Below are 21,575 nucleotides of genomic sequence, written 5' to 3'. Positions count from 1 at the left end.
AGACAGTGCGATGAACATGCAAGCTATCAAGACGGAGCCGGCAACGGCACTGGCGAAGCCGCCGGTGGCGAGCGTCGCACTGTCTCCCAAGCAGCCCGTAAGTTTCGACAGATACGCCAAGATGGCGAAGGAAACAGCGGCGCGGGTGATCCCGCCGCTGATCGTCGTCCTCCTGCTCGGTGTGATGTGGGAGCTCTTGTGCCGGCGCACCGGCTCAACGCTCCCGCCGCCCTCCAAGGTCTACAAGGACACCAAGGAACTGATCTTCGATCCGTTCTTCGACAATGGCGGTCTGGACAAGGGGCTGTTCTGGCATATTTCGGCGAGTCTCCTGCGTGTGGCTTACGGCTACTCGCTCGCTGCCGTGGTCGGCATCGGCCTCGGCACACTGGTTGGCCAGTCGGTCTGGGCGATGCGTGGCCTCGATCCGATTTTCCAGGTGTTGCGCACCATTCCGCCGCTGGCCTGGCTGCCGCTGGCACTCGCGGCTTTCCGTGACGGTCAGCCGTCGGCAATCTTCGTGATCTTCATCACCTCGATCTGGCCGATCATCATCAATACCGCGGTCGGCATTCGCAACATCCCGCAGGACTATCGCAACGTCGCCGCCGTGGTGCAGCTCAATCCGGTGGAATTTTTCTGGAAGGTCATGCTGCCGGCGGCTGCGCCATATATTTTCACCGGTCTGCGCATTGGTATCGGCCTGTCATGGCTCGCCATCATCGCGGCTGAAATGCTGATCGGTGGCGTCGGCATCGGGTTCTTCATCTGGGACGCCTGGAATTCCTCGCATATGAGCGAGATCATCCTGGCGCTGTTCTATGTCGGCATCGTCGGCTTCGTGCTCGACCGCCTGATCGCCGCCCTCGGCAAGCTCGTCACCCACGGCACTTCAGTCAGCTAACATTTTGGTCAGCTAAGGAGAGATATCATGAAGGCATATCTGAAGCTCGACCACGTCGACAAGGTGTTCACCCGCGGCAAGGTCTCGTCCGAAGTATTGAAGGACATCAACCTCAGCCTCGGCAAGGGTGAGTATATCTCGATCATCGGCCATTCCGGTTGCGGCAAGTCGACGATGCTCAACATCATCGCCGGCCTGACACGTGCAACGATGGGCGGCGTGATCCTTGAGGATCGCGAAGTCAATTCGCCCGGCCCCGATCGCGCCGTCGTGTTCCAGAACCACAGTCTGCTGCCGTGGCTGACGGTTTATCAGAACGTTCGTCTTGGCGTGGACAAGGTGTTTGCCAAGACCAAGTCCCGCGCTGAGCGCGACGAATGGACAATGCACAATCTCAATCTCGTGCAGATGACGCATGCCAAGGACAAGCGCCCTTCGGAAATCTCCGGCGGCATGAAGCAGCGCGTCGGCATTGCCCGTGCGCTCGCGATGGAGCCCAAGGTGCTGTTGCTGGACGAACCGTTCGGTGCGCTCGACGCACTGACCCGCGCGCATTTGCAGGACTCGGTAATGGCGCTGCATCAGAAGCTCGGCAACACCATCGTCATGATCACCCATGACGTGGACGAAGCCGTGCTGCTGTCAGACCGCATCGTCATGATGACCAACGGCCCATCAGCGACCATCGGCGAAGTGCTCGATGTGCCGCTCGCACGACCGCGTCAGCGTCTCGAACTGGCGAGTAACCCGGTTTATCTCGACTGCCGCAAGCGCGTGCTCGAATTCCTGTATGAGCGCCACAAGTTCGTCGAAGCCGCGTAAGCATCTTGTTACCTCTTGACTTCCGAGGATAAACCGAATGAATGCGGCTCAGACTTTCCGGATAGCTGCAAATCATGAGTCGTTCGATAGGCCTGACGCGCGAAGAAATCATGCGCGTGCAATCGTCATTCGATCAGATGTGGCCGAACTCCTCGGTCATGGTGGATCTGTTTTATGCCCGGCTGTTCGAGACATTGCCGGAAACGCGCCCGCTGTTTCGCGGCGACATGGCGCAGCTCAAGCACAAGTTCATCGCAACGCTTGCAGTGATCGTCGGCAGTCTCGACAATATCACAGGTCTGTTGTCGGTGATCGGCAAGCTCGCGAAAGACCATGTGCATTATGGCGTGGAAGCCGCGCACTACGAGTCTGTCGGCGAGGCACTGTTCTGGAGTCTGGGGCAGGGGCTTGGCGAGCGCTGGACGCCCGAGGTCGAAGCCTCGTGGCACAAGGTCTACAATTTCCTGGCGGCGCGCATGATTTCTGCGGCCTATCACTAGAACCACATCGCATTTTATCGCGCGCTGAACATTTGCTCACGCGGCGCGACACACAAGCTCACCTTTCACTGCAAGGAGAGTTAGCATGAATGCGTCCGACGTCGCTCTGGTTCAGGAGAGTTTCAAGAAAGTCGCACCGATTTCCGATGTGGCTGCGGAATTGTTCTACGGCCGCCTCTTCGAGGTTGCCCCGCAAGTGAAGCCGATGTTTCGCGGCGACCTGAAGGAACAAGGTCGCAAATTGATGGCGACGCTTGGCGTCGTCGTCACCGGCCTGACGCGACTCGAAACCGTATTGCCTGCAGCGAGCGCGCTCGCGAAGCAGCACGTGGCTTATGGCGTGAAGGCCGAACACTATCCGATCGTTGGCGGTGCGCTGCTGTGGACCCTGGAGAAGGGCCTCGGCGACGCCTGGACGCCCGAACTCGCAGCAGCCTGGACCGCGGCCTATGGCACGCTGTCCGGCTACATGATTTCTGAAGCCTACGGCACAGCGCAGGCGGCCGAGTAAGGATATGACGTGAGCGAGCCGCTGGTCATCATTGGTAACGGAATGGCAGCGGCTCGGCTTGTCGACGAGCTGGCGAAATGCGCGCTCGGTCGATACGCCATCGCCGTGATCGGAGACGAACCGCGGCTCGCCTACAATCGCGTGTTGCTGTCGTCGGTGCTGGCTGGTGAGGCAACATCCCAGGAGATCGAGCTGAAGCCCGCTGCCTGGTGGCGCGACCGCGGCGTCACGCTGAAATACGGCGCAACGGCGACCGCCATCGATATGGCCGCGCGCGAGGTCACGACATCCACCGGCAAACATGTGCCGTTCTCAAAACTCGTCATCGCCACCGGTTCATCTGCACTGCGTCTGCCGGTGCCCGGTGGTGATCTCAAGGGCGTGCATGTGTTCCGCGACAGCCGCGACGTGGACCTGCTGCTCGAACTCGCTGCGCAGAAGAAGCGTGTCGTCGTGGTCGGTGGCGGCCTGCTGGGTCTCGAAGCTGCCTATGGTCTCGCCAAGGCGGGCGCTGACGTCACACTGATCCATCTGATGGACCGGCTGATGGAACGCCAGCTCGATGCACCTGCAGCGAACCTCCTGAAAACGCTGGTCGAGCGCAAGGGCGTCAGGATTTTGCTCAATGCCAATACGGCGCGTATTCACGGCAGCGATTGTGTCGAGAGCGTCGAGCTCGCCGATGGCCGCACGCTTGACGCCGATGCGGTGATCTTTGCGGCCGGCATTCGGCCCAATACATCGCTCGCCAAGGAAGCGGACATCCTGGTCAATCGCGGCATTGTCGTCAACGACCAGATGGCAACCGGCACCGACAACGTCTTCGCGCTCGGTGAATGCGCCGAGCATCGCGGCACCTGCTATGGCCTCGTCGAGCCCGCCTACGAACAGGCCAGGGTGTTGGCGCGCCATCTCGCGGGCAAGTCCGCTGCCTATACCGGCAGCGTGCTCTCTACCAATCTCAAGGTCTCCGGCGTCAGCGTTTTCTCCGCGGGAGATTTTATGGCGGGCGAAGGCAGCGAGACGCTGCTGCTCAATGATGTCCGCCGCGGCACCTATAAGAAGCTGGTGATCGCAGACGGCGCGCTCACTGGTGCCGTGCTGGTCGGCGATACGCAGGATGCGCTGTGGTATCTCGAACTGATCCGCAGCGGCGCTGATATTTCCGATATCCGCGCCGAGATGATGTTCGGCCGCGCACTCGCCGTCCGCGCGGAGGCAGCGTAATGAACGCGGTCGATCCGCATTTGCACGCCACGCGCACGACATGCCCTTACTGCGGTGTCGGTTGCGGCGTGCTGGCGACGCCGGACGGCAACGGTGGCGCAGCGATTGCGGGTGATCCTGCGCATCCCGCCAATCTCGGGCGGCTCTGCTCGAAGGGATCGGCGCTCGGCGAAACGCTGAGCCTCGACGAGCGCCTGCTGCATCCGATGATGCGGGGCGACGATGGCGAGATGGTGCAGGTCGCCTGGGGCGATGCGCTGGATCATGTCGCCGAGGGATTTCGGAAGGTCGTCGCCGAACATGGGCCCGGTGCCGTAGCGTTTTATCTTTCCGGCCAATTGCTGACCGAGGATTACTACGTCGCCAACAAGCTGATGAAGGGCTTTCTCGGCAGCGCCAATGTCGATACCAATTCGCGGCTCTGCATGGCCTCATCCGTGGCTGGCCACAAGCGTGCGTTTGGCGCCGATACGGTGCCGGGGTGCTACGAGGATCTCGACCAGGCAGATCTGCTGGTGCTGGTCGGCTCCAATGCCGCCTGGTGCCATCCGGTGCTGTATCAGCGCATGCTGGCCAACAAGCAGACGCGGGGCGCGCGGATCGTCGTGATCGACCCGCGCCGCACCGACACGGTTGGCGATGACGATCTGTTTCTCGGCCTGAAGCCCGGCACTGATACCGCGTTGTTCAGCGGGCTGTTCGCCTATCTTGCCGATAACGGGGCGCTCGATCGCAGCTATATTGATGAGCATACGTCAGGCTTTGACGACGCGCTGGCGCGGGCCAGAACCATCGCTGGCAGTGTGGCGGCGACAGCAAAGGCGACCGGACTCGACGAGATCGATGTCGCGACCTTCTTCCAGATGTTCAAGGCGACGCCGCGCGTGGTCACGCTGTATTCGCAGGGCGTCAACCAGTCGGCGCAGGGCACCGACAAGGTCAATGCGATCCTCAACTGCCATCTGGCCACCGGCCGCATCGGTAAGACCGGCGCGTCGCCGTTCTCGCTGACCGGCCAGCCGAATGCCATGGGCGGCCGCGAGGTCGGCGGCCTCGCCAACCAGCTCGCAGCCCATATGGGCTTCACGCCTGTCGATATCGACCGTGTGCGCCGGTTCTGGAAGGCACCGCATATCGCCACCCATGAAGGCCTCAAGGCCGTGCAGATGTTCGAAGCCATCGGCCGTGGCGAGATCAAGGCGTTGTGGGTGATGGGTACCAATCCCGCGGTGTCGCTCCCGGATGCCGATGCCGTGCGGGCGGCGCTGAGCAAGCTCGGTCTATTCGTGGTGTCGGAGAATGTGCGCTCCAATGATACCGTGAATGCCGGTGCGCATGTGCTGCTGCCCGCGCTGGCTTGGGGCGAAAAGTCCGGCACGGTGACGAATTCCGAACGCCGCGTGTCGCGGCAGCGCTCGTTTCTGCGCGCGCCTGGCGAGGCACGGCCGGACTGGTGGGCGCTGAGCGAAGTCGCCAAGCGCCTGGGTTATGGTGCGTCATTTGCCTACACATCGGCTGCCGAGATTTTTCGCGAGCACGCCGCCCTTTCGGCCTTCGAGAACAACGGCAATCGCGATTTCGATATCGGCGGGTTGATGAAAGTCTCGGATGAGGCCTTCGACACCATGGCCCCGGTGCAATGGCCGGTGCGTCAGGGCACGACGAAGCCGCAGGCGCGCTTCTTCGCCGACGGCCAATTCTACGCCAATGACCGGCGCGCGCGTTTCATCGCGCCGGAGGCGCCGGAGCTGCGCACGCAGGTGTCGATCGAGCGGCCGCTGCGTTTGAACACTGGCCGCGTTCGCGATCAGTGGCACACGATGACGCGCACGGGTCTCAGCCCGCGGCTCGGCCAGCATATTCCGGAGCCCTTCGTCGAGATCCATCCGGACGATGCCGCGCAGTTCGGGATCGTCGATGGTGGCCATGCGCGGCTGACGACCGACCATGGCGAATGCGTGCTGAAAGTCATTGTCAGCGAACGCCAGCAGCGCGGCATGCTGTTCGCGCCGATCCACTGGAACGACGAGACCGCGGGTTTCGCGCGTGTCGGTGGACTTGTCGCGCCGATCACCGACCCGTTCTCCGGTCAGCCCGAGAACAAGGCCACGCCGGTGGCGATCGCACCTGCGGTGTTTGCACAGCGTGGCTTCGTGCTGTCGCGTAGTCCGCTGGAGATGCCATTCGGCGTGCAATGGGCGCGCGTCGCAGTCACGGGCGGCGTCGGCTATCTGCTCTCGGACAATACCGATGTCGAGACCTGGCAGAACTGGCTGAAGCCGTTGCTGGGCGATGATGCCGCTGAATACGAAGACGCGGGCCAAGGTGTGTATCGCGCGGTGTCGTTCAAGGATGACCGTATCGAGACCTGTCTGTTCATCGGCCCGACGCAGGGGGCGCTCTCCTGGGACGCCGTGAAGGAATTGTTCGCCGCCGAGACCGTCAGCGACGACCAGCGCCGTACGCTGCTCTCTGGAAAGTCCGCAGATGGTGCTGCGAGTGCCGGTCCGATCGTCTGCGCCTGTTTCGGCGTCGGCCGCAACACCATCTGCGACGCAATTGTAGCAGGGGCTGGAACCGCGGCGGAAATCGGCACCAGGCTCAAGGCCGGCACCAATTGCGGCTCGTGCATTCCGGAGCTCAAGCGCCTGATTGCCGCGAGCGAAACGGCGCCGGATGAGCAGCGCAAGGTGGCGGCTGCGAATTGAGCGTGGGCCTTTCAGCCGTCATTGCGAGGAGCGAAGCGACGCGGCAATCCAGAGGGCCGCAAGCGAAGACTGGATTGCTTCGTCGCAAGGGCTCCTCGCAATGATGCGGAGGGGCCCTTGCGTCACTTCACCGCGCCCGCGGTCAGTCCCGCCACAATCTGCCTTTGCGCAAACATCGTCAGCAGCAGCACCGGCAGCGTCACGATCAGGGCGGCCGCCGCCAGCGGCCCCCAACTCAACTGATCGAACGAGATCATGTTGTAGACCGCGACCGGCAGTGTCCGCGTTTCCCGTCCCGCCAGTACGATGCCAAACACGAAATTGTTCCAGGAGAAGATCACCGAGAGGATGAAGGCAACGGCGATGCCGGAGCGCGCAATCGGCAGCGCGACGTGGCGGAACACCTGCCAGCGGGTGGCGCCGTCGATGATGGCGGATTCTTCGAGCTCCATCGGTGTCGTCTCGAAATAGCCGATCATGATCCAGATCACGATCGGCACGGTGACCACGAGATGGATGATGATCTGTGGCCACAGCGTACCCAGGAGGCCGAGCCATTGGAACAGCAGGAATAGCGGGATCAGATATGACAGGCCGGGCGTGATGCGCGCGATCAGGATCACGATGGCGGATTTGCGCGCGCGCATGCGCGCGATGCCGTAACCGGCAGGAACGCCGATGACGAGAGCGAACAAGGTCGCCGAGCCGGTGACGATCAGTGTGTTGAAGAAATAGGTCATGAACCGCTTGGATTCGATGACCGCGGCGTAGTTGCCCCAATTGATGCGCTCGGGGATGAAGACCGGCGGATAGGAGGCGTTGTCGATCTCGAATTTCAGCGACAGCGACAGCATCCAGAGGAAGAACAGCACCGCCGGCGAGACGATGACGATGAAGGCGAAGGTCAGGCCGAGTTTGTTGAGAAAGTCCCGCATGATCAGGCGCTGCCTCCGGCTTCGTTCCAGTGGGTGCGCTGACGCAGATGCAAGAGCGCGCCGGCGAGCGCGACGATGAGCGCGAAGAACACCACCACGATCGCGGAGGCGTAGCCGACGTCGTAATAGACGAAGGCGACGCTGTAGAGATACAGGTTGATGGTTTCCGAGGCGCTGCCGGGGCCGCCTTGCGTAATGGCGAAGATGATGTCGAAGCTCTTCACGGCGTCGATCATGCGGATCATCGCCGCAATGAACAGGAACGGCATGATCATCGGCAGCGAGATGTAGCGGAAGGTCTGCCACGGGGTCGCGCCGTCGATCTGCGCGCTTTCATAGGGCTCGGTCGGAATAGCGCTGAGGCCGCCGAGCACGATCAGCATGACCAGCGGCGTCCATTGCCACGTCTCCACCAGCACCAGCGACGGGATCGCGGTGGCGGGATGGAACACCCAGAGCGATGGCGGCAGGCCGAACAGCGACAGCAGATAGTTCAGCACGCCGAGCTGCGGGTGGAACATCATCGTCCACACCAGGGCGATGGCGACCGGTGTCGCCATCATCGGCAGGATGAAGAGCCCGCGGAAGAAGCCGCGCAGCGGAAACTTGTTGTTGAAGATCACTGCCGCCAATGTGCCGAGGATCAGCGGCAGCGCGACTGACAGCGCCGTGTAGACCAGGGTGTGCCCCACGGATTCCACGAAACGCGCATCGCTTGGCAGCCTGAGATAATTGGCGAAGCCGACGAAGGTCGGCGCTTGGCCGACCTTCCATTCGTGCAGGCTCATCCAGATCGTATAGACCCACGGGAAGATGATGACCGCCATGACGACGATCATCGCTGGGATCACGAACGGCCAATAGGAAATTGGCCGCCACTCGTTCTTCTTCGCAGTCGCCGTTTCGGCCGCGACCGTTGCGGTCGTTTTGGCGACTGCCTTTCCCGCTGTCAGTTCACTCACGATTTTTCGCTGCGCTCCAGAATCGGCCGGAACTGTTCGTGGGCCTTCTTCAGCTCGGTAGCCGGATCCGCGCCTGCCAAAGTCGCAGTCACAGCGGCGCCGACAAGGTCGCGGAATTCGGCGACAGGCACGATGACCGGCAGGCCGAGCTTGCTGATCTTGGCCGAGGCGATCACCGAATCCAGCCACTCCTGGTTCTTCACGCCCTTGCGCACCGTCTCGTCATTGAGGATCGAATTGCGGAACGGCACGCCGCCGCCGCTCTGCAACAGCCGGGCGCCCATGGTCTTCGACACCGCCCATTGGCAATAGAGATAGGCGGCTTCCTTCTTGGTGCTGGTCTTGGCGATGCCGATGCCGTCGCCATAGGCGGCGGAGAATTGCCCCTTCGGTCCGGCGGGCACGACGGTGTAGCCAATCTTGCCGACCACGCGCGACCCATTGGGATCCTCGATGGGCGGCGCCCAGCCGACACCGTCGATCCACATGGCCGCGCGGCCCTGCGTCAGCGATGCCATCGACTCCATCCAGTTGAAACCGGCGACGCCGGGAGGTGCCGTCTTGGTGAGGAGGCGCTGATACATCTTGGTCGCTTCGATCGCCTCGGGCCCATCGGTCAGGATGTTGCCCTTGGCGTCGAGGAATTCGCCGCCATAGTTCAGGAAGAAGTTGGTCCACAGCGTCATGTTGGCATTGCGTAAGCCCCGGCCGGTGAAGCCGTAGATGCCGTTGGCGGGATCGTTGAGTTTTTCTGCAGCTACCGCCATCTCATCCATGGTCTTTGGAACTGCGACGCCCTTCTTCGCGAACATCTCCTTGTTGTAGTACAGGATGAAATAGTCGACCGACCACGGCAGCGAGTGCATCTCGCCCTTGTCGTTCTGGGCGAATTGCAGGCCGCCGGCGGAGAAGTCATCGACGCGCAAATCCGGCGCGGTCAGGTTCGGATCCTTCATGAAGCCGGTGAGATCGGCGAGCCAGCCGGCCTTTTCGAACTGGCGCTTCTGGACGTGGTAGCTGACATGCACGACGTCGAAGCTGGGCTTGCCGGAGGTGAGCTCGATCACGGCCTTCTGGCGCTGCTGCTGCTCCGGGATCACTTCGGACTCGACCTTGATGCCGGTCAGTTCCGTGAATTCGGAGGCGTATTTCTGCAGCAGTTCGCCGCGCGGACCCTTGATCAGGTTGGCTTCAATCGTGGTGCCTGCATACTTCTTCCAGGCGGGATCGGCGAAAGCTGGAATGCCGGTGAGGCCAAGCGCGCTGGTGGCGAGCGCCCCCTGCACAAAGGCACGACGTGTCGGGCCGTAAAGAGCCATGTGTCATCCTCCCTCGAGCCGCCTTGACCGGCGGTGATTTTATGGTCGCTCCCCGTGGACCGGAGATGCGCCTAAGGGATCGTAACACGATGGACTGGGGCGACAAGGCCACGCGTCGGGTTGTCAGACAACTTTGCACCCTGCACGCATCTTACGCAGATTGCTGCGCTGCTCAGTCCTTGACGTCGCGGCCGAGCCGACGCGAGATCGCATTGGTGCAATCGAGCAGGGCGCTGGCGATTGGGCTGTTCCAGTTGACGTCGAACGTCCCGACCGCGCCCATGGCGGTCACGGCCAGGACCACCGCGCCGCTATGATCGAACACCGGTGCGGAGAAGGCATTGACGCCGCGCAAGGGCTCGCCAACGGCGCGGGCCAGCCCGCGTGTGCGAATGTCAGCGAGGATCTTGTCGACGGCCGGGCCTTTTATCTTGCGGTTCGGATCGTAGCCGATCGAGAGCCGATCGAGATCCTCGGTGAGCGCGGCATTAATGGTTGCGGGTGGCATGAATGCCGCGAATATCCGCCCTGTCGCAGTCTCGAGCAGCGACACCGTGGAGCCCACACGCATGGCGATGTGCACAGGGTGGCTGGGCTCCTCCATGCGCACCACGGTCGGTCCATGGGTACCCCAGATCGCCAGCGAGACGGCGTGGTCGATGGTACCGGCTAATGACGTGATGGCCGGCGTTGCGACGCGAACCGCCGACAGCCGTCGCAGCGTGACGATGCCGAGTTCGAGGGCGAGCGCACCGAATTCATAACGGCCGGTGGACGGGTCCTGCTCGATCAGGCCGATGCGCGAAAAGCTGGCGAGATAGGGATGCGCTTTGGCCGGTGACATTCCGGCCTCGCGTGCCAGATCGCGCAGCATCATCGGTTCACCATTGCGCACCAGCGCTTGCAGCAATTCACCCCCGACCTCGATCGATTGAATGCCGCGACTCTCTTTAGCCATGCTTGCCCCAAACCAGTGCCGCGACACTACACGGCCAGAAAGCCTCCATCCACTGGCAAGGTCACGCCGGTGACATAGGACGCCATGGGAGAAGCGAGGAAGACCACGGGGCCAATCAGCTCATCGGGTTGGCCAACGCGCCCCAGTGGCGTGCGGCCGAGGAAGCCCGCCAGCCGTGCCGGATCGTTGCGTGTCGCTTCGGTCATGGCCGTCTCGATCACGCCCGGCGCAATGGCGTTGACGCGCACGCCGTCCTTGGCGACTTCGCGCGCCAGCGCTTGCGTCAGAAGCTTCACGCCGCCTTTGGAGGGCGAATAGCCGAGCGTATCGGCGACCCCGACGAAAGAGGCGATGGAGCCAAGATTGATCACGCTGCCACGCCGGGCGCGCAAGGCCGGCAGGAAGGCATGGGTGACATTAAACACGCCGTTGAGGTTGACGTCGAGTACGCGCCGCCAGTTCTCCACCGCGCGCTCGGAGTCGATGCCCTCGCGAATGATGATGCCGGCATTATTGATCAGGATCGAAATGTCGCCGGCGCTCGCTTTGACGGTCTGCGCGAGCTCTTGGCAGGCATCGACATCCGTGACGTCGAGATGATGATGCCATGACCGCTGCCCGGTGGCTGCAATATCGCCGGCCGTGCGTGCGGCGCCATCGCGGTCGATGTCGGTCACGATAACATTGGCGCCATGTGCAGCCAGCCCCAGCGCAATCGCACGACCGTTGCCGGCGCCGGCACCCGTTACAAGCGCCAATTGACCCTTGAGCAGATCGGGTGCGAAGCTGGCCATCATGCCGCCTTTACCGGTGTGCCGGCGAGGTGGCGGCCGGCGATATAGCCGAAGGTGAGCGCGGGGCCGAGCGTGATACCCGCGCCGGGGTAGTTGCCGCCCATGATGCTCGCCATGTCATTGCCGGCCGCATAGAGGCCATTGATGACCTGACCGCCGGCATCGAGCGCGCGTGCCTGCGCATCGGTCCTGATGCCGGCATAAGTGCCGAGATCGCCGATCACCATCTTGATGGCATAGAACGGCCCCTGTTCGATCGGCGCGACGCAGGGGTTGGGCCCGTGGTTGGCGTCGCCCTGATAGCGGTTATAGGCGCGGGAGCCCTTGCCATAGGCGGGATCGCGGCCTTCGGCGGCGGTGTTGTTGAATTGCGCGATGGTCGTAACGAAGCCGCCAGCGTCGATGCCGGCCCTGGCCGCGAGCTCTTCGAGTGTATCTCCTTTGATGAGATAGCCGGAATTCAGATATTGGCCGATCGGCATCGGGAATGGCGGCACGGCGCCGAGCCCGTATTGGCGCAAGGCGCGGTGGTCGCAAACGAGCCAGGCCGCGATCTCATCGCCGGGCTTCGCTGCCTTCATCATCTGCTGAACGAAGGCGTGGTAGGAATTGCCCTCATTGGCGAAACGGGCACCGTCGCGCATCACGGCGATTACGCCGGGTTTGGCGCGATCGATGAAGTGCGGCATCACGCCTTTGCTGCCGTTCTTGCGGTGGGTGACCGAGACCGGCACCCAGGCAGCGGCATTCGGTAATGAATCCTCGACATGGGCGCCCACGGACTCGGCAAGACGAAGACCGTCGCCGGTATTGCCGGTCGGGCCGGGCGAATAGTGCTCTCGGCCGGTCGGCGCATGCGGAAACATCGCCTTGCGCCTTTCGATGTCGTGCGGGAAGCCGCCGCATGCGAGCACTACGCCGCGGCGTGCGAAGATGCGGATGCGCTTGCCGTTGCGTTCGATGATCGCGCCGCGGACCGCGCCGTTCTCGATGATCAGTTCACGCACCGGGGACGACAGCCACAGCGGAATCTTGAGGTCGAAGGCCGATTTGGCGAGCCGGCCGGCGAGGGCGTTGCCGTTGGTCAATGTCATGCCGCGGCCATAGCGCAGCACGTTCAGGAAATGCTTCGACAGCCGCTTGGCCACATAGACCGCCGAGGTCAGTGACTTTGTCGCGCGCATGAAGTGGATGATGTCCTTGCCGGAGCCAAGCATGATGCCGAACACCGTCAGTTCGGGCAGCGGCGCACCGATATCCTTGATGTGGTCGCCGAGTTCGCGTCCGTCGAACGGCCGGGCCACCATGGAGCGGCCACCCTGCTTGCCGCCGGGCGCCTCCGCATCGTAATCGGGAAAGGTCAGCGGCATGTCGAAGCGCACCGCCGTCTTGCTGGTGAAGAAGTCGATGGCTTCGGGCCCTGCGGCGAGAAACGCATCGACACGCGCGGCGTCATAGCTGTTGCCAGCCTCATGACGCAGATAGGTGCGCGCCTCATCAGGACCTTCATTGATGCCCCAGGCGCGCGCCAGTGACGTGCCGGGAATCCACAGCCAGCCGCCGGAACGCGCGGTCGTGCCACCAAACCGCGGCTCCTTTTCGACGATCAGAACATCGAGCCCGCTATGCTTGGCGGTGATCGCCGCCGACATGCCGGAGCAGCCGGAGCCGGCGACCAGCACGTCGCATTCGTAGAGCTCGATATTCGCTTTGGGATCAATAGCCATGAGACCTTACTTCTTCAGCAATGGGCATTTCGATTCAGAGATGGGCCGGAAGGCGTCATCGCCCTTCACGGTCTTGATGATGTCGAGATAGTCCCAAGGCTCTTTGGATTCCGACGGCTTCTTCACGCGGGCCAGATACATGTCGCGAATGACGCGGCCGTCTTCGCGCAGCTTGCCGCCATGCACGAAGGTGTCCTCGATCGGCAGCTCGCGCATCTTGGTCATTACCTTGGCCGGATCGTCGGTGCCGGCAGCCTTGATGGCCTGGAGATAGTGCAGCACCGAGCCATAGACGCCGGTCTGGATCATGGTCGGCATCACCTTGGTGCGTTCGAAGAATTTCTTCGACCATGCGCGCGTCTTGTCATCCATGTTCCAGTAGGACGCGGTGGTGAGGTAGGTGCCTTGGGCCGCCTCCAGTCCGATTGCGTGAACGTCGGTGTCGAACATCAACAGGCCGACCAGTTTCTGGCCACCCTTGACGAGGCCGAATTCACCGGATTGCTTGATCGAATTGTCAGTGTCCTGGCCGGCATTGGCGAAGGCGACGACTTCAGCCTTCGAGTTCTGCGCCTGCAGCGCGAAGGACGAGAAGTCGGCGGTATTGGTCGGATGGCGAACGCCGCCCAGCACGGTGCCGCCACTCGCCTTGATGAAGCGCGTCGCGTCCTGTTCAAGCTGATTGCCGAAGGCGTAGTCGGCCGTGATGAAGAACCATGACTTTCCACCGCCGGCGACCACAGCAGAGGCCGTCACCTTCGCAAGCGCATAGGTGTCGTAGGTGAAGTGGACCGTGTTGGGGCTGCACAGCTCATCCGTGAGCGTGCTTGCGCCGGGGCCAGACAGCAGCGCGATCTTGTTGCGGTCCTTCGCCAGATTATGAACCGCGATGGCGATGGCGGAGTTCGGGATATCGACCACGGCATCGACCTTGCCGGCATCAAACCAGTTGCGAGCAATCTGGATGCCGACGTCAGACTTCATCTGATGATCGGCGCTGATGATCTCGATCGGTTTCCCTAGAACGGTCGGGCCGAATTCCTCGAGCGCCATCTTCGCGGCTTCAACCGATCCGGGGCCGCTGTTGTCGCGCCCCCAGCTTGAGAGATCGGTGAGAACGCCGATGCGAACGACGTCGTCGGAGACCTGAGCGGAGGTGGTGGACGTCCAAAGCGTGAGCGCGGCTGCGCACACCAGGAACTGGCGTGTCATCTGTTTCTCTCCCCAATGCGGCCTCGTGTCGGGCCAGTCATTCTCTGTTTTTCGACAAATTAGATATTGGCGAAAAGGTTTGTCAATAGCGAATTCGCGCGTGGAAAGGTGTGAGCACGCGCCGCGATGCCGTGCGTGCGGTGCGGTATCAGACTGATTGGAGCAGCGGTCGAACTACGCGACGGTCACGTCGTGGCTATTGCCGCCTGTGGCTCGCATTCACCGCAATTGCCGCAGCCGCAGTACGGTTCTCGACGCCAAGTTTGGCGTAGATCTGCTCAAGATGCTTGTCGACGGTGCGCGGTGAGAGGCCGAGTATCTGCGCGATATCGCGGTTGCTCTTGCCCTTGCTGAGCCAGGATAGCACTTCGCCCTCGCGGCCCGTGAGGCCAAGCTCCTTGCTGAATTCGGCGGGAGCGGTTGGCGCATTCTCCTTGGCGAGACGCAGCAAGAATTCGTCGGAGCCGACTTTCCCCATATATTGCAGACGCAGCAGCTCGTTGCTCGGAAAGCCCGATGACGGTGCCGGCTTGGCGCCCGGTCGCTGCATCTGCTCGAGCCACTGCATCATGACTGGTGGCAGCAGCAATTCATCATTGGGGGCGGCGATCAGGTGATCGCTGAGCAATTTCTGCGCCTGCGGCGTGGCCCAGAGGATATTGCCCTTGTTGCTCACGGCAAGGAGGAAGCGTCCGGAGACATCGAGCGCGGTGCGCGCACTCTGCGTCAGCCGCGCATTGGCGAGATGCACGCGGATCCGCGCCAGCATTTCCTCGATGATGATCGGCTTGGTGACGTAATCGACGCCGCCGGCCTCGAGGCCGCGCACGATGTGTTCGGTCTCGGACAGCCCGGTCATGAAAATCACGGGCACGTCGCCGAGGCCCGCGTCGCGCTTCAGCCGGCGACAGGTTTCGAAGCCGTCGATTCCCGGCATGACGGCATCCAGCAGGATGATGTCCGGCGTGATCTGTTCGACGATCCGCATGGCCGCAGCGCCGTCCATGGCCACCATCACGGTCATGCCGGCGCCATCGAGCGCGTCGGTCAGTAGCCGCAATGTTTCCGGCGAGTCATCGACCACCAGTGCGACGTCGCGTTTTTTCGATTCAGTGGTCATAGGTGTACAGCGTCTTCAAGGTGGCCATGTATTGATCGAGGTCGAAGCGATCGATCAGCGAGCGCATCTGCGTGACGAAGTCGGTATGTTCGGGATGTTCATTGCCGATTTCGTCGAGCTTTAACTGGATGGCGCGGATGTGCCCCATCTGCCCAAGGCTAATGAGTTCCTCTACATGATGCACGGGCGGCCGTGTGCCGCTATTGGGCGTCCATTGCGGCAGCGGTGCCACTTCGTCGCGTTCGTATTGCCATTCGATCTTCAGGAGTTGTCCGATCTGTTCCAGCAGCCGCGGCAGTTCGATCGGCTTCATGAGGTAGCCGTCATGGAATGGCTGGGCGAGCGGCGTGCCATGGGCTTCCAGCGCGCTGGCCGAGACCATCAGGATACGCGCCTGATGATGGCCCGACGACCGTAGCCTTTCGGCGACGGTCCAGCCGTCCATGCCGGCCATGGAAATATCCAGCAGGAACAGATCGGGCCGGCAGTGCTGGGCGAGGCTGAGGCAGGCCTGGCCATCGGGCGCGCTCAGAAGAATGAAGCCCAGCGGCGTCAGCACCTGACGCAAGAGGTCGCGCTGCGTCGGATCGTCGTCGGTGACCAGAATGGTCTTTCTGATACCGTGATAGCCATAGATCGGCGCGTCCACCGGCGCGATACGCGTCGGGTTGGTCACTTCGGACAACAGCATCTTGACGCGGAACGTGCTGCCGGTGCCGACCTCGCTGCTAACGCGGATATCGCCGCCCATCACACCCGCAAGCAGTTTCGAGATCGTGAGACCCAGGCCGGTGCCCGTATGCGGCTGCGCCGCGCCGAGCGCGCCACGCTCAAACGGCGCGAAGATGCGTTCAAGATCGTCGGGGCGGATGCCTGGGCCGGTATCGATGATCTCGAATTCGGCGACCGGGCTGCGGTAATGGATCACGAACTGCACGCTGCCGTGTTGGGTGAACTTGATGGCATTGGAGAGCAGGTTGATCAGGATCTGGCGCAACCGCTTCTCGTCGGCATAGACCACGGTGGGCAGGATGTTCGGCCGCCGGAACACGAAATCGATGCCCTTGGCGGCGGCCTGCAGGCGGAACATGCCGACGAGCTGATCGAGGAAATCGGTGAGACGGACTTCGTCACGCGACAGATACAGACGTCCGGCCTCGATCTTGGAGATGTCCAGAATGCCGTCGATCAGTCCGGAGAGATGATCGGCGCTGCGCTTGACGACGCGCACCTGATCGCGCGGGCGGGTCTGCAGGCTCTCGTCCTGTTCCAATAGCTGCGCATAGCCGCTGATCGCATTGAGCGGCGATCGCAGCTCGTGGCTGAGGCCGACCACATAGCGGCTCTTGGCGAGATTGGCGGATTCGGCGACTTCCTTGGCGCGCTGCAGTTCGGCGTCGGTGCGCTTGTGCGCGTCGATTTCCTGCATCAGCAGGGTGGTCTGCCGCTTGGTCTCAGCTTCGGCGGCGCGACGGCTTTGCTTGGCCAGCACGAATAGCCACGCCACCACGCCGATGATGATCGCAAGCGCGAAGAACACTTTCCACAGCACTTCCGAGACCTGCGCACTGTCTCCCGGCGATGCGGCGGAGGTCTGCAGATAGATGAGCCCCAGCGTCAGGCCGACGAGGCCGGCAGCGATCATGAACACGCCAAGATAATGGCCGAGCTGCGAATTGAGCCGGGCCAGGATCGGCTCCGGCAGCAATTTGCCGAACGTCGCCGACATCTGTGCGTCGATCCGCGCATGCGGCTTGCAGAGATCGTGGCAACGCGCATCGAGCGAGCAGCACAGTGAGCAGATCGGGCCGGCATAGGCCGGGCAATGCGCCATGTCCTCGGGCTCGAACGAATGTTCGCAGATACAGCACTGGATCGCTGCCATGTTCTGCCAGGCGCGCTTCGGCTTGCGGGCAATGTAGTATTTCCCGCCTGTCGCGAAGGCGATGATCGGCGCGGTCACAAGCGCGGTAAGCAAGGCTACGAACGGCGACAGTGCCTTGGCCGTCGGGCCGAACAGGCCGTAGAAGGCGCTGACCGACATCACGGTGGCGGCCAGCATGGCGCCGACGCCGACCGGGTTGATGTCGTAGAGATGCGCGCGCTTGAACTCCATCTGCTGCGGGCGCAGTCCGAGCGGCTTGTTGATGACCAGATCGGCGACCAGCGCGCCGACCCAGGCAATCGCAACATTGGAATACAGCGCCAGCGTCTGCTCCAGCGCCTTGTAGACGCCGATTTCCATCAGCAGCAGCGCGACCAGCACATTGAACACCAGCCAGACGACGCGGCCGGGATGGCTGTGGGTGAGGCGCGAGAAGAAGTTCGACCAGGCGATCGAGCCCGCATAGGCGTTGGTGACGTTGATCTTGAGCTGCGACAGGATCACGAAGGTGCCTGTCAAAGCGAGCGCCAGATCAGGCTGCGACAGCACATAGCGAAACGCTTCGAGATACATATGCGCGGGCTCGGCGGCGTGTTCGGCCGAAACGCCGTGGGTCAGTGCGAAATAGGCGAGGAACGAGCCGGCCAGCAGCTTGATTGCGCCGACAATGATCCAGCCCGGGCCCGCGCACAGTAGCGCCACCCACCAGCTCGCACGCGAGCTGCGGCGGTCGCGCGGCAGGAAGCGCAGGAAGTCGACCTGTTCGCCGATCTGCGCGACCAGCGAGAATACGACCGAAGCGGCCGTGCCAAACAGCAGGAGATCGAGATGGCCGGCGGCGCTGCCGTGGTCGCCCGGAAATTTGGTCCAGGCCACGAAGGAGTCGCGGCTGGCATAGGCGATGGCCGCGAAAGGCAGCAGGTTGAGCACCAGCCAGATCGGCTGCGTCCAGAGCTGAAAACGGCTGATCAGCGTAATGCCATGGGTCACCAGCGGGATGATGACCACGGCCGATATCAGGTAGCCGATGGGGCGTGGAATATCGAAACACATCTCCAGCGCCGAGGCGAGAATGACCGCCTCGATGGCGAAGAAGATGAAGGTGAAAGACGCATAAATCAGCGAGGTAACAGTCGAGCCGATATAGCCGAAACCGGCACCGCGGGTGAGGAGATCGATATCAATGCCGCATTTTGCGGCATAATACGCGATCGGCAGTCCGCAGCAGAAGATGATGACGCTGACCACCAGGATCGCAGCGGTGGCGTTGGTCATGCCGTAATTGATGGTGATGGTGCCGCCGATGGCCTCAAGGGCGAGAAACGAAATGGCGCCCAATGCCGTGTTGGCGACCCGCGCGGCGGACCAGCGCCTGGCGCTCTTCGCCGTAAAGCGGAGTGCGTAATCCTCCAGGGTCTGGTTGGCGACCCATTGATTGTACTGGCGTCTCACGCGGTCGATACGCTGCCGCCCTGCCACTACTTCGCTCCTGACCCTGTCAAACTACGCATGTTTGCGTGATGCAAAAACCTACGTCGGCATTTTGCGGTGCAGTATACGCGATCTCGCGTATCCGTGCACCGCACAAGTTCAGCAATGCTTGCCTCACCAATAGGCGTACTCGAACCAGTGGGGTTGAAATGTCAGACGAGAAGAAACCGGGCTTGCACTCGCCGTTGCGGCGTAAACTGCTGATGGGCATGGCGGCTTTGCCGGCAATGTCGCTGCTTCCGCGCACATCTTTTGCGCAGGCGCCGGCCACCTCGGCCATCAATACCACCGGCCTTGCGGTTACCGATACGGAAGTTACCGTCGGCATTCTGCATTCCGTCACCGGTACGATGGCGATCTCGGAAACCGGCTCGGTTCAGGCTGAAAAGCTCGCCATCGACCAGATCAACGCCATGGGCGGCGTGCTCGGCCGCAAGATCAAGTTCATCCAGGAAGACGGTGCCTCGGACTGGCCGACCTTCGCTGAAAAGGCCAAGAAGCTGCTGGTCAACGACAAGGTCGCTGCCATCATGGGCTGCTGGACCTCGGCCTCCCGCAAGGCGGTGCTGCCGGTCATGGAACAATATAACGGCATGCTCTACTACCCGACCTTCTATGAAGGTCTCGAGCAGTCGAAGAACGTGATCTATACGGGTCAGGAAGCTACCCAGCAGATCCTCGCCGGCCTCGACTGGGTCTCCAAGACCAAGAACGGCAAGAGCTTCTATCTGATCGGCTCGGACTATATCTGGCCGCGCACGTCGATGAAGATCGCCCGCAAGCACATCGAGGGCAAGCTCGGCGGCAAAGTGTCGGGGGAAGAATACTTCCCGCTCGGCCACACCCAGTTCAACTCGGTGATCAACAAGATCAAGCTGACCAAGCCCGACGTGATCTATGCGGCCGTGGTCGGCGGCTCCAACGTCGCCTTCTACAAGCAGCTCAAGGCGGCCGGCATCGACCTGTCGAAGCAGACCATGCTGACCATTTCGGTAACCGAGGACGAGATCGACGGCATCGGTGGTGAAAACATCGCGGGCGCCTATGCCTGTATGAAATACTTCCAGTCGCTGGATAATCCGAACAACAAGGAATTCGTCGCTGCCTTCAAGAAGATGTGGGGCGAGAAGACCGTGATCGGCGACGTGACGCAGGCCGCCTATCTCGGCCCGTGGCTCTGGAAAATGACGGTCGAAAAGGCCGGCTCCTTCGATATCGACAAGATCGCACCTGCGTCTGCCGGTATCGAATTCACCAAGGCGCCGGAAGGCTACGTCAAGGTCCATCCGAACCACCATCTGTGGTCCAAGGCCCGCGTCGGCCAGGCCCAGCTCGATGGCCAGTTCAAGGTCGTCTACGAGACGCCCGAACTGATCGAGCCGGATCCGTTCCCCAAGGGCTACCAGTAAGCCTTCCTCCTCAAGCGCGGAGCGTGCCTCCGCGCAGCTTCTCCCTGGCGCGGACGACCTATCCGCGCACGACAACCCCGCGTCGCGTCTCATCGCGCGGCGCGGGACCCTTTCCCTGACGGAGGACGGATCGATGTTCGGCGACTATTCGATTGGCGACCTTGGCGCCATCTTTGCAATGCAGGGCTTTGCCGGCCTGATCCTGTTCTCGGTCTATGTGCTGATGGCACTCGGCCTCGCAATCATCTTCGGGCAGATGGGCGTCATCAACATGGCGCATGGCGAATTCATGATCCTCGGCGCCTACGTTACCTGGCTGACGTCGAGCTTCTTCCAGTCGCATCTGCCGTCGCTGTTCTCCGGCTACTTCTTCGTCGCCATGATCCTCGCCTTCATCGCCTCCGGTGCGCTGGGGATGTTGGTCGAATGGGGGCTGATACGGCATCTCTACAAGCGTCCGCTCGACACGCTGCTGGCGACCTGGGGTCTCAGCCTGATCCTGCAGCAGGCTTATCGCTCGGTGTTCGGTGCGCGCGAAGTTGGTGTCGAGCTGCCGCAATGGATGATGGGCTCCAAGCAGGTCACCGATACGATCGAGGTGCCGATCAACGGTATCTTCGTGATGGTGCTGACGCTGGGGATCACCATGGTGGTCGCCTACATCATGTACAAGTCGCGTTGGGGTCGTCAGGTTCGCGCCGTGGTGCAGAACCGCGTGATGGCCGGCGCCGTCGGCATCAATACCGAGAAGGTCGACCGCTACACCTTCGGCCTCGGCTGCGGCATCGCGGGGATCGCGGGCTCCGCCTTCACCATGATCGGTTCGACCGGCCCGACCTCCGGCCAGCTCTACATCGTCGACACGTTCCTCGTCGTGGTGTTCGGCGGCGCGGCCAGCCTGTTCGGCACCATTGCCTCGGCCTTCACCATCTCCCAGGCGCAGTCGACCATGGAGTTCTTCATGTCCGGCTCGATGGCCAAAGTGCTGACGCTGCTCACCATCGTCGCGATCCTGATGATCCGGCCGCAGGGCCTGTTCGCCCTCAAGGTCCGCAAGTAAGCGCGTGCAGTACAGACAGAGCAGGGCAATC

17 protein-coding genes are annotated in these 21,575 nt (G+C 62.2%); 8 read left to right on the top strand and 9 right to left on the bottom strand.

Annotated features, from left to right (window positions below; translation table 11 throughout):
• Positions 1 to 10 precede the first annotated feature (10 nt).
• The 6 genes from ntrB (at position 11) to HP556_RS08435 (ending at position 6,672) form a co-directional block, all read left to right on the top strand.
• On the top strand, positions 11 to 904 hold the full coding sequence (gene ntrB / locus HP556_RS08460; RefSeq protein WP_089265246.1) for a nitrate ABC transporter permease: 894 nt from the start codon (positions 11 to 13) through the stop codon (positions 902 to 904).
• 27 nt (positions 905 to 931) lie between these two features.
• Positions 932 to 1,726, top strand: a complete 795-nt coding sequence (locus HP556_RS08455; RefSeq protein ID WP_089265245.1) for an ABC transporter ATP-binding protein — start codon at positions 932 to 934, stop codon at positions 1,724 to 1,726.
• 74 nt (positions 1,727 to 1,800) lie between these two features.
• A complete protein-coding gene (locus HP556_RS08450; protein ID WP_089265244.1) occupies positions 1,801 to 2,226 on the top strand; it encodes a globin family protein in 426 nt (141 codons plus the stop codon).
• Positions 2,227 to 2,311: 85 nt separating this feature from the next.
• A complete protein-coding gene (locus HP556_RS08445; RefSeq protein ID WP_175366604.1) occupies positions 2,312 to 2,737 on the top strand; it encodes a globin family protein in 426 nt (141 codons plus the stop codon).
• A 9-nt stretch (positions 2,738 to 2,746) separates the two neighbouring features.
• Entirely contained in the window at positions 2,747 to 3,964 is a 1,218-nt protein-coding gene (locus HP556_RS08440) for an FAD-dependent oxidoreductase (protein ID WP_175366603.1), read from the top strand.
• Positions 3,964 to 6,672, top strand: coding sequence for a nitrate reductase (locus tag HP556_RS08435; RefSeq protein WP_175366602.1), 2,709 nt, complete (start codon positions 3,964 to 3,966; stop codon positions 6,670 to 6,672). The genes HP556_RS08440 and HP556_RS08435 overlap by 1 nt, the downstream gene beginning before the upstream one ends.
• Before the next feature lie 122 nt (positions 6,673 to 6,794).
• On the opposite strand, the gene HP556_RS08430 is transcribed toward HP556_RS08435, so the two are convergent.
• The 9 genes from HP556_RS08430 to HP556_RS08390 form a co-directional block, all read right to left on the bottom strand.
• Positions 6,795 to 7,607: a carbohydrate ABC transporter permease gene (locus HP556_RS08430; RefSeq protein ID WP_165826870.1), complete on the bottom strand. Its 813-nt coding sequence runs from the start codon at positions 7,605 to 7,607 to the stop codon at positions 6,795 to 6,797.
• A gap of 2 nt (positions 7,608 to 7,609) precedes the next feature.
• Complete coding sequence (locus tag HP556_RS08425) at positions 7,610 to 8,569, bottom strand: carbohydrate ABC transporter permease (RefSeq protein ID WP_231079844.1); 960 nt, start codon at positions 8,567 to 8,569, stop codon at positions 7,610 to 7,612.
• Positions 8,566 to 9,888: an ABC transporter substrate-binding protein gene (locus HP556_RS08420; RefSeq protein ID WP_175366601.1), complete on the bottom strand. Its 1,323-nt coding sequence runs from the start codon at positions 9,886 to 9,888 to the stop codon at positions 8,566 to 8,568. Before HP556_RS08420 ends, HP556_RS08425 begins: the two co-directional genes overlap by 4 nt.
• Before the next feature lie 172 nt (positions 9,889 to 10,060).
• Positions 10,061 to 10,846 (bottom strand): IclR family transcriptional regulator, encoded by a 786-nt coding sequence (locus HP556_RS08415; RefSeq protein WP_175366600.1) that lies wholly within the window; start codon positions 10,844 to 10,846, stop codon positions 10,061 to 10,063.
• Positions 10,847 to 10,872: 26 nt separating this feature from the next.
• Positions 10,873 to 11,640: an SDR family NAD(P)-dependent oxidoreductase gene (locus HP556_RS08410; RefSeq protein ID WP_175366599.1), complete on the bottom strand. Its 768-nt coding sequence runs from the start codon at positions 11,638 to 11,640 to the stop codon at positions 10,873 to 10,875.
• Positions 11,640 to 13,367: an FAD-dependent oxidoreductase gene (locus HP556_RS08405; RefSeq protein WP_175366598.1), complete on the bottom strand. Its 1,728-nt coding sequence runs from the start codon at positions 13,365 to 13,367 to the stop codon at positions 11,640 to 11,642. The genes HP556_RS08410 and HP556_RS08405 overlap by 1 nt, the downstream gene beginning before the upstream one ends.
• A 6-nt stretch (positions 13,368 to 13,373) precedes the next feature.
• Positions 13,374 to 14,579, bottom strand: a complete 1,206-nt coding sequence (locus HP556_RS08400; RefSeq protein ID WP_175366597.1) for an ABC transporter substrate-binding protein — start codon at positions 14,577 to 14,579, stop codon at positions 13,374 to 13,376.
• 196 nt (positions 14,580 to 14,775) lie between these two features.
• On the bottom strand, positions 14,776 to 15,699 hold the full coding sequence (locus HP556_RS08395) for a response regulator (protein WP_089265236.1): 924 nt from the start codon (positions 15,697 to 15,699) through the stop codon (positions 14,776 to 14,778).
• Positions 15,689 to 19,063 (bottom strand): ATP-binding protein, encoded by a 3,375-nt coding sequence (locus HP556_RS08390; protein ID WP_175366596.1) that lies wholly within the window; start codon positions 19,061 to 19,063, stop codon positions 15,689 to 15,691. Before HP556_RS08390 ends, HP556_RS08395 begins: the two co-directional genes overlap by 11 nt.
• A 161-nt stretch (positions 19,064 to 19,224) precedes the next feature.
• Between HP556_RS08390 and urtA the strand changes: the two genes are divergently transcribed.
• Both urtA and urtB read left to right on the top strand, forming a co-directional pair.
• Complete coding sequence (gene urtA / locus HP556_RS08385) at positions 19,225 to 20,484, top strand: urea ABC transporter substrate-binding protein (protein WP_089265234.1); 1,260 nt, start codon at positions 19,225 to 19,227, stop codon at positions 20,482 to 20,484.
• Positions 20,485 to 20,617: 133 nt separating this feature from the next.
• Positions 20,618 to 21,544: an urea ABC transporter permease subunit UrtB gene (gene urtB, locus HP556_RS08380; RefSeq protein ID WP_089265233.1), complete on the top strand. Its 927-nt coding sequence runs from the start codon at positions 20,618 to 20,620 to the stop codon at positions 21,542 to 21,544.
• Positions 21,545 to 21,575 lie beyond the last annotated feature (31 nt).

The organism is Tardiphaga robiniae (genome assembly GCF_013359755.1).
Lineage (GTDB): Bacteria > Pseudomonadota > Alphaproteobacteria > Rhizobiales > Xanthobacteraceae > Tardiphaga > Tardiphaga robiniae.
Note: the sequence above shows the minus strand (reverse complement) of the source record. Positions and strands in the feature narration are given on the sequence as shown.

Bases quoted from the DNA above. Each gene is read 5' to 3' on its own strand.
- ntrB (WP_089265246.1), top strand. From the start codon at position 11: ATGAACATGCAAGCTATCAAGACGGAGCCGGCAACGGCACTGGCGAAG.
- HP556_RS08455 (WP_089265245.1), top strand. From the start codon at position 932: ATGAAGGCATATCTGAAGCTCGACCACGTCGACAAGGTGTTCACCCGC.
- HP556_RS08450 (WP_089265244.1), top strand. From the start codon at position 1,801: ATGAGTCGTTCGATAGGCCTGACGCGCGAAGAAATCATGCGCGTGCAA.
- HP556_RS08445 (WP_175366604.1), top strand. From the start codon at position 2,312: ATGAATGCGTCCGACGTCGCTCTGGTTCAGGAGAGTTTCAAGAAAGTC.
- HP556_RS08435 (WP_175366602.1), top strand. From the start codon at position 3,964: ATGAACGCGGTCGATCCGCATTTGCACGCCACGCGCACGACATGCCCT.
- HP556_RS08430 (WP_165826870.1), bottom strand. From the start codon at position 7,607: ATGCGGGACTTTCTCAACAAACTCGGCCTGACCTTCGCCTTCATCGTC.
- HP556_RS08420 (WP_175366601.1), bottom strand. From the start codon at position 9,888: ATGGCTCTTTACGGCCCGACACGTCGTGCCTTTGTGCAGGGGGCGCTC.
- HP556_RS08415 (WP_175366600.1), bottom strand. From the start codon at position 10,846: ATGGCTAAAGAGAGTCGCGGCATTCAATCGATCGAGGTCGGGGGTGAA.
- HP556_RS08410 (WP_175366599.1), bottom strand. From the start codon at position 11,640: ATGGCCAGCTTCGCACCCGATCTGCTCAAGGGTCAATTGGCGCTTGTA.
- HP556_RS08405 (WP_175366598.1), bottom strand. From the start codon at position 13,367: ATGGCTATTGATCCCAAAGCGAATATCGAGCTCTACGAATGCGACGTG.
- HP556_RS08400 (WP_175366597.1), bottom strand. From the start codon at position 14,579: ATGACACGCCAGTTCCTGGTGTGCGCAGCCGCGCTCACGCTTTGGACG.
- HP556_RS08395 (WP_089265236.1), bottom strand. From the start codon at position 15,699: ATGACCACTGAATCGAAAAAACGCGACGTCGCACTGGTGGTCGATGAC.
- urtA (WP_089265234.1), top strand. From the start codon at position 19,225: ATGTCAGACGAGAAGAAACCGGGCTTGCACTCGCCGTTGCGGCGTAAA.
- urtB (WP_089265233.1), top strand. From the start codon at position 20,618: ATGTTCGGCGACTATTCGATTGGCGACCTTGGCGCCATCTTTGCAATG.